This window comes from Mycolicibacterium insubricum (assembly GCF_010731615.1).
Taxonomy (GTDB): Bacteria; Actinomycetota; Actinomycetes; order Mycobacteriales; family Mycobacteriaceae; genus Mycobacterium; species Mycobacterium insubricum.
The window spans coordinates 3,000,762-3,015,458 of sequence record NZ_AP022618.1 but is presented as its reverse complement, the minus strand read 5'-3'; the positions used below and the strand labels follow the sequence as shown (position 1 = coordinate 3,015,458).

The following is a 14,697-nucleotide window of genomic DNA, read 5'->3' as shown; positions in this document are numbered from 1 at the left end:
GATGCGCAGTGCCGCCCGCGTCGGGCACATCGTGCAGTTCTTCTGGCACGTGCTGGCGGCGATGCCGGTCATGTGGGTCAAGTACCGCCGGGAGATGTCGCGGCTGCTGTCGGACATCACCTGGGGCAACGGATCGATCGTCGTCGGCGGCGGCACCCTCAACGTGGCCGCCGTCCTCGGTGTCACCGCCGGCGCACTGGTCGCCATCGAGGGCTACAACGCGCTGAACCTGCTCGGGCTGGGACCGGCGACCGGCATGGTCTCGTCGTTTGCCACCACCCGGGAACTCGCACCGGTGATGATCGCCATGGCGTTCATCGCGCAGGCCGGGTGCCGATTCACCGCCCAGCTCGGCGCGATGCGGATCAACGAGGAGATCGACGCGCTGGACACCCTCGGCATCCGGTCCGTCGCCTATCTGGTATCCAGCCGGGTGCTCGCCTCGGTCATCGCCGTCGTCCCGCTGTTCCTGGTGGCACTGGCACTGTCGTACCTGTCGAGCCAGATCATCAGCGTGTTCGCCGGCCAGTCGGCAGGCTCCTACTTGCACTACTTCGGGATGTTCCTGGAGACCCGCGACATCGCCTTCGCCACCATCAAGGCCGTCGTCTTCGTGTTCATCTCGTCGACGCTGCAGTGCTACTACGGCTACTTCGCCAGCGGCGGCCCGGCGGGGGTCGGGGTGGCCGCGGGCCGGGCCATGCGGGCCAGCGTGACCGTGGTGATGATCGTCAACATGCTGCTGACCATGGCGCTGTGGGGAGTCATCAGCGGCGCGAGGTTCGGTGGCTGATGTCGAACTCCTTTGACAGCAATCCGCGCGGCTCCAGCAACCGAAGCCTGTCCATCATCGGTGTCTGCTTCACCATGGTGGCCGTGGTCGTGGCCGCGACGATGGTCGCCAAATCCCAGGGCAAACTCGACGATCTGGTGCGCGTGGAGATCAAACTGGTCAACATCGGCGACGGTCTGCCGGAACGGTCGGACACCAAGTTCCGCGGCGTCATCGTCGGAATGGTGTCGGGGGTGACGCCGTCACGCAACGGTCAGCCCAACGTGGTACGCGTGGATCTGCAGCCCGACTACGCCGCACGGATCCCCAACAACGTGACCGCCCGGGTGGTACCCGCCAACATCTTCGCCGTCTCGGCCGTCCAACTGGTGGAAAACGCCGGGGGACAGCGGCCCCTGCACAGCGGTGACGTCATCGAGGAGGACCAGACCCTGCCGACCGTGCTGTTCCAGAACGTCCTGGCAAAGCTTCGCCAGCTGCTGGCCTCGGTCGGCCGGGCCCCGGACCCCAACAACATCGGCGTCATCGCCGCGCTGGCCGAGGCCACCCACGGTCGCGGACAGAAGCTGACCGATGCGGGGCGTGACCTCAATTCGGTTATCCGGGAACTGAATTCGGTCATGGCACCCGATGCGTCGGGACCCAGCACGCTGTCGGCGATCAAGGCCGCCACCGAAAGCCTGCGTACCGCGTCCCCGGATCTCTTCGACGCCCTGGACAGTTCCGTGCAGCCCATGCGCACGTTCGCCGAGAAGCGTTCGCAGCTCACCGAATTCCTCACCGGCGGCCTCGGCACCGCCGGCACGGTCGGCGACGCACTGACCAACCGCAGCGACCAGATGATCGAGATCAGCACCGGCCTGACCCCGGCGATCGGCATCATCACCGACAACTCCGGCACCTTCGGCACGGTCAGCACCAAACTGCAGACCTTCGCCAACAAGCTGTACGACGAGGCGTGGAACCCGGAGACGTACATGATCACCATCAAGGCGATCGTCGCGATCAACCCGACTCGCACCTACGTGCGGGCCGACTGCCCGCGCTACGGCGCGATGGCCGGGCCCAGTTGCGCCACCGCGCCGGAGATGCCCGTCGCACCGGATCTGCGCCCCGGCCTGGCCTCCAAGGGCATGCAGCTCCCGCCGTGGGTGACCGAGAACCGGCCCAATCTGGCGCCGCCGCGGTACTCGGTGAATCCACCGGCGGCCGACCCGGCCCCGGCCGCAGAACCCGCACCGGCTCCCGACCCGGCCCCGGCCCAGCCCGCCCAGGCTCCCGCGCCCGGGCCGTATCCCGCGGATGTGCGGCCGCAGTCGGCGGTCACCTACGGTGGCACCGTCGGCCCGGTCGGCAGCCGCTATGAATCCGATCAGCTCAGCCGGATCGTCGGCGGCCCGGCCACCTCCACCACCACCTTGCTGCTGGGTCCGCTGACCCGCGGCACCCACGTCGAGATCACCCCGGTCGCGGGAGGCCCACGATGAAATGGGTGCGCCGGGCCCGGATCCCGCTGGTCCTGTTCGTCGTCTTCTCGGTGGCGGTGACCTGGCTGGTGTTCGCCACGCTGCGCCGCGACGTCGCCGGGCCCACCACCGCCTACTCGGCGATCTTCACCGACGTCTCCGGGCTGGTGGAGGGCGACGACGTGCGGGTCGCCGGGGTCCGCGTCGGCCGGGTCGACTCGATCGAACTGCGCGGGGTGGACCGCGCACGGGTCAGTTTCCGGGTCCGCAGCAACCAGACGCTCTACACCAACACGCTGGCCTCGGTGACCTACCAGAACATCATCGGGCAGCGTTATCTCGGGCTGTCGCAGGGCGAAGGCGAACGCGAGAAGCTCGCGCCGGGAGCCGAGATCCCCGAATCCCACACCAACCCGTCGTTCGACATCTCCTACATGCTCAACGGTTTCGAACCGCTGTTCAGCGAACTCGACCCGCAGCAGGTGGACAACCTGACCAACGCCATCATCGCGGCGTTCCAGGGGGACCAGGGATCGGTGCTGACTCTCACCACGCAGGCGGCCGAACTCTCGCGGACGCTGGCCGGCCCCGACGAGGTGCTCGGCCAGATGATCGGCGACCTGGACACCCTGATGGTCAGCCTGGCCGAGCAGAGCGCCAACCTGCAGACCATGCTGCACCAGTCGCAGTCGGTGCTCTCCGAACTCGCCGCCCGCCGCGAGGGCCTGGTCACCTCGGTCGGCTCGATCACCCGCAACGTCACCCGGCTTTCGGAGATCGTCGACGCCATCACCCCGGATCTGCAGCAGTTCGTCCGCCGGGAGCCGGGATTCCTGCAGCACGGGCTGACCGACGGCCGGGCACGCTTCGCGTTCATGGCCGCCAACCTGCCGCTGGTGCTCAAGGGCCTGGCCCGCACCACCCAGGACGGCACCTACATCAACCTGTACGCCTGCGACCTCGACCTCGCCCTGTGGCGCGGTCTGTTCCACTGGTTCCGCGCCTTCGTCATCGCCGCCACACCCGGCAACGGCAACGAAGTCTGGCACACGGCGAAGTGCAGGTAGCCGGGATGTTCACCAAGCGTGCGTCCACCAAACGCCGAACCCCGCTGGAGAGCTACAACAAGGTGTGGCTGGGTGCCATCGGACTGGCCATCATCGGGGTGCTGGTCGCCGCCGTGGTGTTGACCAGCGCCCTGGACATCGGAAAACGGGCATACAGTGCGCATTTCGCGCAGGCCGCCCAGATCGCGTCCGGCAACAAGGTCACCGTCGCCGGTATCCAGGTCGGCGAGGTCACCGGCGTCAAGCTCGCCGGTGATCACGTCATCGTCCGGTTCAGCGTCGACAAGAACCTCACACTCGGCGTCGACACCCGCGCCGCGATCAAACTCACCACCATCCTCGGCGCCCGCTACCTGGAACTCTCCCCGGCCGGCGCCGGTGAGATCGCCGGCGACACCATCGAATTGACGCACACCCAGGTTCCGTACGACCTGCAGAACACGCTGGCCGGGGCCACCGACACGCTCGGCCCCGTCGATGCCGACCGGATCGCCGAGTCCGTCCGGGTGCTCAGCGGCTCCATGCAGGGACTGCCGGACGCGCTGCCGAAGTCGCTGGAGAACCTCGACTCGCTGGCCGGGCTGGTCCAGTCCCGCCGCGACCAACTCGGCACCCTGCTCACCAACGTCAACACCGTGGTGTCGGTGCTGCACGGTCAGCAGGCCGACCTGGGGGCGCTGGTGCTGCAAGGCAACCAGATCCTCGGCGAGGCCACCTCTCGCCAGGACTCGGTGCGCCGACTGTTCGCCGGGATCTCGCTGCTGGTCGACCGCGCGCAGACGATCCTGGCCGACGAACCGGAACTGGATGCGCTGCTGAAGAACATGAGCGAATTCGCCACCATGATCGCCGACCACGATTCGCTGCTGCGCGACCTGCTGCAGACCGCGCCGATTACCATCCGCAACCTGACCAACGCCACCGGCAACGGCAACTCGGTCGACCTGAACCTGCCCGCCGGGATCCTGGTCGACTCCTGGATGTGCGCGATCAGCGGTCGCGCCCGGCAGTTCAATCTCGTCGAATACTTCAAGGACTGCAAATGAGCCGGCGGACAAAGCAACTCGTCACCGCCGCGGCGGTGACGACGGTGATCGCCGTCGCGGCGGCCCTGGTCGTGCTGGTACCCCGTTACCTACACCGGCAGATCACCGTGCATGCGCATTTCAAGGATGCCGTCGGGCTGTACTCCGGCAACGCGGTGTCGGTGCTGGGCATGCAGGTGGGCAGCGTCTCGAGCATCGAATCCAGGGGTGACCACGTGGAGGTCACCATGAAACTCGACCGCGACATCCCCATCCCGGCGGACGTCACCGCGGTCACGGTGTCCGCGTCGCTGCTGACCGACCGTCACATCGAGCTGACCCCGCCCTACACGGACGGGCCGCGGTTGCTCGACGGCGACCTGGTGCCGATCGGCCACACCCGCACCCCGGTCGAGTTCGACAAGACGCTGTCCATGATGAACAAGCTGGGCAGCGCGCTGCGCGGGGATGACCGCGGCAGCGGGCCGCTGGGGGACCTGGTCAACCTGGGTTCGCAGATCAGCTCCGGCAACGGCGAGAAGATCAAGTCCACCCTGGACAAGCTCTCCGATGCGCTGCGGGTCGGACCCGACGGTGGCGACCGCACCAGCAAGAACATCCAGGAGATCGTGCGCGGCGTGGCCGATCTGAGCCAGGCCGCCGCCACCAACGACGCCCAGATCCGCCGCTTCGGCTCCAACGTGCGCCAGATCAGCGACCTGCTGGCCGAACAGAACCTCGGAACCGGCAGCACCGGCGCGAAGCTCAACCAGATCCTCAGTCAGGTCAACGGCCTGCTCACCCGGCACCGCGACGAGCTGCGTGGGACGTTCACCAGCGCCAACACCATCACCACCTCACTCAGCGACAACCAGCGCGGATTGGCCGAGGTGATCGACGTCGTGCCGCTGACCGTGGACAACGTCTACGACATGATCGACCCCGGCGCGGGCACCCTGCGGGTGCACCTGCTCACCGACAAGATCGTGTTCGCCAGCCAGTTCTCCAAGGAGATCTGCAACCTGATGGGCCTCAAACAGCTGGGGTGCGCAACCGGGACGATGGCCGACTACGGACCGGACTTCGGGTTGACCGGGGTGCTGGACCTGATGGCCAACGGCATCGGGCCGACCGTACCGGGAGGACGGTGATGGTGCGGCCGTTGCGGATGATCAAGACCGCCGCCGCGGTCGGTGCGGTGGTACTACTGAGCGGCTGCGCGACCGGACTGGACGCGGTGCCGTTGCCCTCGCCCGGCGCCGGCGGCCCGACGTACCGGCTCACCGCGATGTTCTCCAACGCGCTGAACCTGCCGGCGAAGGCCAAGGTGCGCCTCTACGGCGCCGACATCGGCGAGGTGGAATCGATCGACGCCGAGGACTTCACCGCGGCGGTGCAGATGCGCATCCGCTCGGATGTGCCGCTGCCCGCGGCCAGCACCGCGGAACTGCGCGCCGCCACCCCGCTCGGTGACGTCTTCGTCCAGATCCGGCCTCCCGGTAACGGTGAGGGTCCACTGCTGCGAGACGGCGACACGATCCCGAAGACCGCGACCGCGGCGGCGCCCACCGTCGAGGAACTGCTGAACTCGATGGCGATGCTGGTCAACGGCGGCACCATCCGCGCCCTGACCACCGACATCAACGGCGCCGGACGGGCCGTGGGCGGCCGCGGCACCAAGGTCGCCGACCTGATCTCGGAGACCAACGCCTTCCTGGCCAAGACCACGGCGCGCTCGACGCAACTGGACGGCGCCCTGCGCAGTACGTCGAAACTGGCCGTCGACATGGCCGCGCGGCGCACGTCGCTGGACCACGCGCTGGACGCGGGGGCCCCGGCGCTGGCGGTGATCGCCGACAACACCGGCAAAATCGCCGACCTCGCCGACACCGTGGCGCGGAGCACCGACGCGCTGTCGAAGTTCCCGTCCATGCGGCGCACCGACACCCGCAGCCTGGTCGCCGATCTGAACCGGCTCTCGGCGGTGTTCAACGACATCTCGGTGGACCCCAACCTGTCCCTGACGGCGTTCAACCGACTGCTGGGCATCCTGATCAAGGCAACGAATTCCACGGCGTTCAGCGTGCTGGCCAACATCCCGCAGATCGCACTCGGCGTGCTGCCGGACAAGAACTACCCCGGCGACCCCGGGTTCCACGGTCCCGACGGCACCGATTGGCACCTGATGATCGGCGGCCTGCGCTACGAGTGGAACATGCTGCTGGGCCGCATCTACGGACCGGACCGGCCATGATGAATTTCGTCAACGCGGTGCTGGCGCAGGTGATCCGGCTGGTCAAGGCGGTCGCCAGTCGCAAGGTGCTGCTGTCCTACGTCGGTCTGGTGCTCACCGCGGTGATCGCCCTGGCCTACATCGCGGTCGGCGGGCTGCGGTTCAACCCGCTGCACAGCCGCATCTCGGTGCGTGTCCTGATGCCCGAATCCGGTGGCCTGCTGGCCCGCCAGGACGTCACTGTCCGCGGTATCCCGGTGGGCCGGGTGGAGGCCGTCAACCTCGGGGACACCGGGGTCGAGGCGGTGATCTCCATCGACTCGACCGCGCACATCCCGACAGACAGCCCGGTGCGGGTGTCCGGACTGTCCGCCGCCGGCGAGCAGTACCTGGATTTCCGGCCCGAGCACGCCGACGGTCCGTTCCTGGGCGACGGCGCGGTCATCAGTGCCGAGCAGGTCACCATGCCGGTGACGCTGCCGCAGATCATCGACAACAGCCGCGGTGCGCTGGCCCAGCTCGACCCGGACCGGCTGCAGACGATGTTCGCCGAACTGCGGGTCACCAAGGACGGGCCGCGCAAACTCGCCGCCGTTTTCGACGGCGCGAGTCTGCTTGCCAGCACAGTGGATTCGGTACTGCCCGAGACGGTCAGCATGATCCGCAACACGAAGGTGGTGTTCGGCACGGTGGCCGACGTCGGGCCGGGCCTCAAGCGCACCGCGGTCAACGTCGACCAGGTCCTCAGCGGCGTCGGCAGGATGGACGGCGGTTTCCGCACCCTGGTGGAGAACGGGAACTCGCAACTGGCGACCGTCGACAACCTCATCGCCGACAACCGGCAGAACGTGGTGGCGCTGCTGGGCAATCTGACCACCGTCTCGCAGCTGGTGTACCAGCGGCTGCCGGCGCTGGAGCATCTGTGGCGGCCCGACCGTGACTCCGTCATCGACCGGGTGTCCTCGATCGTGCGCGATGGCGCCATCTGGGGCATCGGCGACATCTATCCGCGCTATCGGTGCGACTACAACCTGCCGCGCAAGGCGCCCACCGAGGCGAATTTCCCCGAGCCGTTCCGCAACACCTACTGCCTCGACGACGATCCGGCGCTGCTGGTCCGCGGTGCGCGCAACGCGCCGCGCCCGCCCGGCGACGACACCGCCGGCCCGCCGCCCGGCCAGGACCCGCTGGCGGTGACCGACAAGTCGCCCGACATCCCGCCCTACACCATTCCGACCCCCTACGGCGGCCCGGTCATGCCGGTGCCGATGCCCAACTGATGTTCCGCGTGGAGAAGTGATGAGCAGACGAACGGCCACCGCCGACGTGTTCGACCAGGTGTGCGATACCGACGACGAGCAGCGCCCGGCGCCGCCGGTGTCGCACTGGCAAGCCGACGACGAGAACAGCGCCACCGCCGCCGACGACAGTGCTTCCGAGCCCGACGTCACGACTCCCCAGGCGACGGGCGCCCGGGGCCGGCGCGTCGGTCTGCGCACCGTCGTCACCGGATTGCTGCTGGCGCTGTCGTTGGCGACCTCGGTGGTCTTCGTCTGGCAGGCCCACACCCGTCACCAGCTCGACGCGGCCCGCGAGCAGGCGCTGCAGGCGGCCAAGGACTATGCCGTCGTCCTGACGACGCTGGACGTCACCAACATCGACGCCAACTACCGCGACACCCTGGCCGGTGCCACCGGCAAGTTCAAGGACGACTACAGCCAGGGGTCCAGCCAGATGCGCCAGATCCTGATCGACAACCACGCCTCGGGCACCGGGATCGTCGTCGACGCCGCGGTCAAATCGGCCACACCGACGCGGGTCGAGGTGCTGCTCTTCGTCGACCAGTCGATCACCAACGCGGCCAACCCGAGCCCGCGCATCGACCGCAACCGCATCGACATGACGATGGACCTGGTGGGCGGCCGCTGGCTGGCCAGCAACGTGGAGATCCTGTGATCGACACCGAACCCGAAACCGACGTCGAAGCCGGCACGGACGCCGAAGCCGGCGCGGACGTCGAAGCCGAGGCCAATACCGCTGCCGGGAAACGGCGGCAGCGGTGGCCGTGGCGTCCCCGCGCATTCGGCACGCGGGTCGTCGGGGTGCGCCTCTGGGTGTGCGTCGTGGCGGCCACGCTGCTGGTGGCCCTGACCGGGCTGGCCGGTACCGGCGGCTGGCTGCTCTACCGGCAGCACGACCGCGACGTCGCCGCGGCCGCGGCGCTGGACGCCGCACGCAGCTACGCCGTCGCACTGACCAGCACCGACCAGAACAGCATCGATCAGAACATCAAGGACCTGCTCGACGGCGCCACCGGAAACTTCAAGGACACCTACGGCAAGACCGCGTCCCGGCTGCGAAAGATGTTGATCGACAACAAGGTCAACACCACCGGAACGGTGGTGGACTCGGCGGTCAAGTCGGTCCGCGGCGACGAGGTCGACGTGCTGCTGACTGTCAAACAGGTGATCACCAGCGCGGCCGCGCCGCAGCCGCGCACCGACATCGTCAGCGTGTCCATGACGATGCGCAAGGTCGACGGCCGGTGGCTGGCCGCCGACGTACTGCTGGCAGGGGCCGATGACAAACCTGCGTCGTAGTCTCGCGGCCGTGTCGGCCGCCGCCGTCCTCGCGCTGACGGGCGGTCCCGTCGCGTCCGCCTCGGCCGACGGGTTCTGCGCGGACCTGGGCGGGTCCTGGGACGGCGGCAGCTGCACCGCGGTGATCAAATCGGACCGGGAAGCCGAAATGCTCCTGTCGCTGCGGATTCCGGCCGAACTGCTGGACTCCCTGGTGATGGGTCCGGTGCTGCGCGACTACTACCAGCGGCTGTTCAACGGTTGGCGGGCGACGGGGAACACCAACGTCCGCGACAGCAGCGCCTACGCCGGCTACGACGTCTTCACCGGACCGGGCGGGGTGCAGTCGGTCATCGTGCACGAGACCTACGAGCCCTTCGGTCTGCAGGCCAACAACGCATTTCGGGCCTTCGTCTTCGACACCGCGGGCGGGCGCCGGCTGCTGCTGCGCGACCTGTTCCGGCCGGGCGTCGACCCGTTCCAGGCGGTCGCCGCCGCGGCGGCGCCGGTGCTGCCGGCGGCCCTGGACGCCGCCGCCCCGCCGCATGCGCCGGGCACCTATCCGTTCACCGTCGCGGAGTTTCAGCCCGACTCCGGCAGCGCCGGCTACTCCGGGGACTACAAGGCGTTCGCGCTGACCCAGGACTCACTGCTGCTGTACATGCCGGATCAACCGATGCCGCGCGGAGATCCCAGTCCGCGGGACCGGCTGGTGTGGTCGATGGATGGCGGTGCGGTTCAGGTGGCGGTGCCGCTGTCGTCGCTGGCCGGGTCCTTGAAACCGGAATTCGGCGGCTGATTCAGCAGCGCGGCGACCAGCTGGTCGATCAGCTCGTCCTCACCGATCGTCAGCTGCTCGTTCAGCCAGGCCGCCAGGGCCTGGCCGACGCCCCCGACCAGGAAGTGCGCCAAGAGCGACGGCCCCGCGCCCGGGTCCGCGCGCTCGTCGGGCTCGCGGGACTCCAGTTGGCGGGAGAACAGCGCGACGAACATCGCGGTGGACTCGAAGCGTTTGCCGACCAGCACCGGGCTGGTCTGCTTCGGGCTGAACAGCAGCCGCCCGATCCGCTGATCGGCGGCGATGCCGTGCACCAGGCCGGCCATGCCGGCGCGGGCCCGCGCGCGCGGACCCGCCCCGGCCGCTGCGGTGACCGCCGCCTGCGTGCCGGACACCAGTGCCGCCAACCCCCAGTCGTAGACCGCCGCGGCGAACTCGTCCTTGTCGGTGAAGCTTTCGTAGAAGTACCGCTGCGCCAGACCGGCGCGTGTGCACACGGTGCGCAGCGTCAGATCCTGCGGTCCGTTGGGATCACCGAGCAGGTCCAGGCCGACTTCCAGCAGCCGTCGGCGACGCTGCTCGGCACGCTCGGCCGCCGCCAGCCCGCTGTAGGAACGCCCGGACTGCCCGGTCACGGCGGCCCGGGAACCTGGTGGCACTGCGGCGACATGCAGCGATGGTAGACCGCCCGACTTGCGACACACCTCGCGATTCCATTGTGGTGCCCGGCGCCGCACGGTAATCTGAGTTCAGTTGCATTCAGATTGGAGCGGGCCATGGTCGCGGTTTCCCAGACAAAACGAGCTGCCGAGCGCGGCCGGACACCGGAGGACGCCACGCCGCCGCGGCTCGGCCCGCTGACCTGGCGGCGCAGCGCGCGGTTCGCCGACAACCTGATGGGCCCGGCGCTGCTGGCCGGACCGGCGAACGTCATCATGCAGCTGGCCCGCCCCGGTGTGGGCTACGGCGTGCTGGAGAGCCCGGTCCAGAGCGGACGCGTCGACAAGCACCCCTACAAACGGGCGCGCACCACCTTCAGCTACCTGGCGGTGGCGGTGTGGGGCGACGAGCGGCAGAAGGCCGCCTACCGTGCGGCGGTGAACCGCTCCCACGTGCAGGTGCGCTCCACCGAATCCAGCCCGGTGCAATACAGCGCGTTCAGCCGGGACCTGCAGCTGTGGGTGGCGGCCTGCCTGTACCGCGGCAACGTCGATGTGTACAACATGTTCATCGGCCACCTCGACGACGAGGCCGCCGAGAAGCACTACCGGGAGAGCGCGGTGCTGGGCACCACCCTTCAGGTGCCGTTGGAGATGTGGCCCGAGGACCGCGCGGCGTTCGACGAGTACTGGAACGCGCAGCTGGAGAAGGTGAACATCGACGACGCCGTCCGCGACTACCTCTATCCGATCGCCACCGCCCGCGCCGCATTCCCGAAGCTGTTGCGCCCGCTGCTGGAGCCGATCGCCCTGCTCGTCACCACGGGCTTCCTGCCGCAACGCTTCCGCGACGAGATGCAGCTGTCCTGGGGCCCGGTTCGGCAGGCGGTGTTCCACACCCTGATGGCCGGCGTCGGCCTCACCGTGCGAGCCACTCCGCGGCTGATCCGCGAGTTCCCGTTCAACGCGCTGCTGGCCGATGTGGACCGGCGCATCCGGCGGGGCATCCCGCTGGTGTGACCCGGCGCGATCAGCCTACCGGCCAGCTCTCCAGCCGGTAGGAGGCGTCCCAGAACATCCACTCGTACCGTGACGTGGTGACGAAATGTTCTGCGGCCGTGTCGCGTTCACGTGGGGACAGTCCGCCGCCGACCCGGTCGGTGAGTTCGAGCACCTCGGCGACGGTCGCGGCGAACTCGTCACCGCCGTAGCTGCCGATCCACAGCGCATACCGCGGGTCGGGGGAGCCGCGGTCCAGCAGCTGCGCGCCGACGCGCGCGTAGATCCAGTAACACGGCAGCACGGCGGCCAGCCCCTCGGCAAACGACCCCTGATAGGCCGTGGCGATCAGGTAACTGGTGTAGGCGCGGGTGGTGGGTGCCACAGGGACCGCGTCCAGGCCGGCCGGATCCAGCCCCAGTGCGGGCAGCAGCTCGCGGTGCAGGGCCAGTTCCACGTCGTACACCTCGGCCGAGTGCCGGGCGAACATCGCGGTGGCCGCCAGCGACGGGGCCTTGGCCGACACCAGGGACAGCGCCTTGGCGTAGTCACGCAGGTAGTGCACATCCTGGGCCACGTAGTGGGCGAAGGCCTCGGGCGCCAGGGTCCCGTCGGTCAGACCGGTGAGGAACGGGTGCGCCAGGATCGCGTCGTAGATCGCTTCGATGCCGGCCCAGAGTTGACCGGACCAGCCCGGATTTGCTTCAGCAGTCATCGCCTATGCAACCTACCCGGCGTTGATCAGCGCCGGGCCACCACACCGCGCAGCAGGGTGTCGCGGACGTGCAGCAGCGATTCGCGCGGGCCCATCTCGGCCAGCATGTTCTCCGGGATCCAGCCGACGGCAATCACGCAGCGCGCCAACATCTCCCGCGACGGGGTACTGATCACGATCTGGCCGGACCGGATTCCCGTGGTGAGCAGCGATTTCATCTGGCGCAGCCGGGTGGCGAACAGCCAGCCCGGGTTGGGCGTATCCGGGGGAGACTGGCGCATCCAGGCCAGCTGGATGCGGAACTCGTCGCCGAACCGGGCCAGCGCATTGGTGTTCACCCAGCTCAGCGCGTCCAGCTTCTCCACCGGGGACCCGCCGGAGCGCATCACCTCGGTCCAGCCCATGCCGACCTTCTCGCCGAACTCCTGCATGATCGAGGCCAGCAGCTGGTCCTTGGAGCCGATCATCCGGTAGACGGTGCCGGTGCCCATGCCCGCCGCGGCGGCGATATCGCGGATCGTGGTGCCCTCGTAGCCGCGCCGGCCGAACTCCGCCCGGGCCACCGCCCGGATGTGCGCCTGCCGGTCGTCGAGGCCGTCGCGGTCGTTGCCCCAACTTTTGACCACCGCGTCGGCGGCCTGGAAGGTGGGGGAGGCATCCAGGCGCCGGTCCGACAGGTCACCGGTGGCGATGCCTTCGAGCAGGATCCGGCACAGCAGGGTGGCGACCTGAACCGGGTCGGCATCGCCGCGCATGACGTCGAGGCCGACCTGCAGCATGGTCTGGCAGGTGCGGTCGGCCAGGTGCGGGAGGTCCACGTCGGGCCGCAGATAGCCGCTCCACCGAGCCGCGCGCAACGTCTGCAGCATCGCCTCCAGGATTGCGGTGGGCCGTCGGGCCAGCACCTCGGCGAGTTCGGAGTTGGGACTGGCGCTTTCGTAGAACGACATCTGCAGCGCGGAGCGGTGCGTCACCGCGCACACCGCGATGGCCGAACCCAGCTCGGCGATCTCGGTGAAACCGACGGTGGGCTCCCGCTCGTCGAGGCGCTGCATGCCCTCGGCCGCGATGCGGTCCAGGTCGGCGTGGTAGCGCAGCACCAGCTCGACGAGCAGGGCTTCCTTGGATTCGAAGTGGTGGTACAGGCTGCCCGGCAAAATCCCTGCGGCGTCGGCGATTTCCTGTAGCGAGGTGCGCAGGCCCGACGAGGCGATGAGCAGCTCGGCGGTCCGCAGGATCTCGGTGCGCCGGGTGCTGTCGTCGGCGCTGGACTGATCCCCCTCACCCGGTCGCGAGGTGGTGGCCTGGCGACGCGCCACTGCACCTCCACGACTTGTCCGAACACCGGAAACTGGACCCAATGTTCGGTGAACGCTACCAGAGGAGGTCATTTGCGGGTTCCGTCCTGCCTCAGGATTGGGGGCTTGCGCCGAACGCGTCGACGCCGCGGAGCTCGCAGACGGCCAGCACCTCGTCGAAGATGGATCCGGGCACGGTGAACGGCTGGGTCGCCTCGATATCGCCGAAGTGTTCGGCCACCTGTTCGGCGGTCGGAACGACGCCGGTCTCGGCGGCCCAGCCGGACCCCAGCCCGGTGAAGACCCGGGCGAAACGCCCCGCGCACGCGGAGAAGTTCTGCCGGGTCACCGTGCATTCCCGGCTGGCCAGGTAGGTCACCATGGGCACCACCAGCTCCGGCGCGATCACGTTGAGGAAGCCGCTGTCCTCGAGGAACTTCGGGTCGCCGACCGTCTCGGTGACCATCCGGGAGAAGCCGAACGGCAGGACCGTGTTGGCGGTGATGCCGTGCATGGCGCCCTCGATGGCGATGACATTGCTCAACCCCACCAGCCCGCTCTTGGCGGCGGCGTAGTGCGCCTCCATCGGCTGCCCGAACAGGCCGGCCGACGACGAGACGAACACGATCCGGCCGTACCCCTGGGGCTTCATCACCCGGTAGGCGGCCTGACTGAGGTAGAACCCACCGTCGAGGTGCACCTCCAACATGCGCCGCCATTGCTGCGGGGTCAGCTCGTCGAACGCGACGCTGCCGAAGATGCCGGCGTTGCTGATCACCGCGTCGAGCCGGCCGAAGTTGTCGACCGCGGTGGCCACGATGGCGGCCGCACCCTCGGATGAGGCCACGGAGTCGGTGGAGACCACCGCGACGCCGCCGGCGGCCCGGATTTCGGCGACCACCGCGCCCGCGACACCGGAGTCGACGCCGTCGCCGCTCATCGCCGAGCCGAGGTCGTTGACCACCACCGACGCACCCCGGCCGGCGAGATCCAGCGCGTAGAGCCGGCCCAGGCCGCGGCCCGCGCCGGTCACCGCCACGACTTGCCCCGAGAGGTCGATCATGCTTCCTCCCTTGGTGTTTCAC

At 68.9% G+C, this 14,697-nt stretch carries 15 protein-coding genes; 11 read left to right on the top strand and 4 right to left on the bottom strand.

All coding sequences use genetic code 11. The features are described from left to right. The first annotated feature begins 1 nt into the window (after nucleotide 1). From G6N16_RS14290 to G6N16_RS14245, 10 genes are read left to right on the top strand one after another with little or no spacing between them, the layout of a single operon-like run. On the top strand, nucleotides 2-793 hold the full coding sequence (locus tag G6N16_RS14290) for an ABC transporter permease (protein WP_234805701.1): 792 nt from the start codon (nucleotides 2-4) through the stop codon (nucleotides 791-793). Continuing rightward, nucleotides 793-2,280, top strand: coding sequence for an MlaD family protein (locus tag G6N16_RS14285; RefSeq protein WP_083029043.1), 1,488 nt, complete (start codon nucleotides 793-795; stop codon nucleotides 2,278-2,280). The genes G6N16_RS14290 and G6N16_RS14285 overlap by 1 nt, the downstream gene beginning before the upstream one ends. Next, complete coding sequence (locus G6N16_RS14280; RefSeq protein ID WP_083029042.1) at nucleotides 2,277-3,326, top strand: MlaD family protein; 1,050 nt, start codon at nucleotides 2,277-2,279, stop codon at nucleotides 3,324-3,326. The genes G6N16_RS14285 and G6N16_RS14280 overlap by 4 nt, the downstream gene beginning before the upstream one ends. A 5-nt stretch (nucleotides 3,327-3,331) precedes the next feature. Beyond that, nucleotides 3,332-4,372, top strand: coding sequence for an MCE family protein (locus G6N16_RS14275; protein ID WP_083029041.1), 1,041 nt, complete (start codon nucleotides 3,332-3,334; stop codon nucleotides 4,370-4,372). Beyond that, nucleotides 4,369-5,502, top strand: a complete 1,134-nt coding sequence (locus G6N16_RS14270; protein WP_083029040.1) for an MCE family protein — start codon at nucleotides 4,369-4,371, stop codon at nucleotides 5,500-5,502. The genes G6N16_RS14275 and G6N16_RS14270 overlap by 4 nt, the downstream gene beginning before the upstream one ends. Beyond that, the gene (locus tag G6N16_RS14265) at nucleotides 5,502-6,605 is read left to right on the top strand and encodes an MlaD family protein (RefSeq protein WP_083029039.1); all 1,104 of its coding nucleotides are present in this window, start codon (nucleotides 5,502-5,504) and stop codon (nucleotides 6,603-6,605) included. Before G6N16_RS14270 ends, G6N16_RS14265 begins: the two co-directional genes overlap by 1 nt. Further along, entirely contained in the window at nucleotides 6,602-7,864 is a 1,263-nt protein-coding gene (locus G6N16_RS14260; RefSeq protein ID WP_322790457.1) for an MlaD family protein, read from the top strand. Before G6N16_RS14265 ends, G6N16_RS14260 begins: the two co-directional genes overlap by 4 nt. 19 nt (nucleotides 7,865-7,883) lie before the next feature. Next, nucleotides 7,884-8,540 (top strand): Rv1363c family protein, encoded by a 657-nt coding sequence (locus tag G6N16_RS14255; protein ID WP_234805696.1) that lies wholly within the window; start codon nucleotides 7,884-7,886, stop codon nucleotides 8,538-8,540. Next, nucleotides 8,537-9,184, top strand: coding sequence for an Rv1363c family protein (locus tag G6N16_RS14250; RefSeq protein ID WP_083029037.1), 648 nt, complete (start codon nucleotides 8,537-8,539; stop codon nucleotides 9,182-9,184). Before G6N16_RS14255 ends, G6N16_RS14250 begins: the two co-directional genes overlap by 4 nt. Nucleotides 9,185-9,194: 10 nt before the next feature. Further along, nucleotides 9,195-9,962, top strand: a complete 768-nt coding sequence (locus G6N16_RS14245; RefSeq protein ID WP_234805695.1) for a mannan-binding lectin — start codon at nucleotides 9,195-9,197, stop codon at nucleotides 9,960-9,962. Here G6N16_RS14245 and G6N16_RS14240 read toward each other — a convergent pair. After that, complete coding sequence (locus G6N16_RS14240; RefSeq protein ID WP_197913106.1) at nucleotides 9,902-10,576, bottom strand: TetR/AcrR family transcriptional regulator; 675 nt, start codon at nucleotides 10,574-10,576, stop codon at nucleotides 9,902-9,904. The genes G6N16_RS14245 and G6N16_RS14240 overlap by 61 nt on opposite strands. Nucleotides 10,577-10,717: 141 nt before the next feature. Between G6N16_RS14240 and G6N16_RS14235 the strand changes: the two genes are divergently transcribed. Next, complete coding sequence (locus G6N16_RS14235) at nucleotides 10,718-11,620, top strand: oxygenase MpaB family protein (RefSeq protein ID WP_083029036.1); 903 nt, start codon at nucleotides 10,718-10,720, stop codon at nucleotides 11,618-11,620. A 10-nt stretch (nucleotides 11,621-11,630) separates the two neighbouring features. Here G6N16_RS14235 and tenA read toward each other — a convergent pair whose 3' ends face one another. From tenA to G6N16_RS14220, 3 genes are all read right to left on the bottom strand, one after another. Beyond that, nucleotides 11,631-12,314 carry a thiaminase II gene (gene tenA / locus G6N16_RS14230; protein ID WP_083029035.1) on the bottom strand — a complete coding sequence of 228 codons (684 nt, stop codon included), beginning with the start codon at nucleotides 12,312-12,314 and terminating at the stop codon, nucleotides 11,631-11,633. A 26-nt stretch (nucleotides 12,315-12,340) separates the two neighbouring features. Further along, nucleotides 12,341-13,633 carry a TetR/AcrR family transcriptional regulator gene (locus tag G6N16_RS14225; RefSeq protein ID WP_234805694.1) on the bottom strand — a complete coding sequence of 431 codons (1,293 nt, stop codon included), beginning with the start codon at nucleotides 13,631-13,633 and terminating at the stop codon, nucleotides 12,341-12,343. Between the two features lie 91 nt (nucleotides 13,634-13,724). Further along, complete coding sequence (locus G6N16_RS14220) at nucleotides 13,725-14,675, bottom strand: SDR family NAD(P)-dependent oxidoreductase (RefSeq protein ID WP_083029033.1); 951 nt, start codon at nucleotides 14,673-14,675, stop codon at nucleotides 13,725-13,727. Nucleotides 14,676-14,697: the final 22 nt, after the last annotated feature.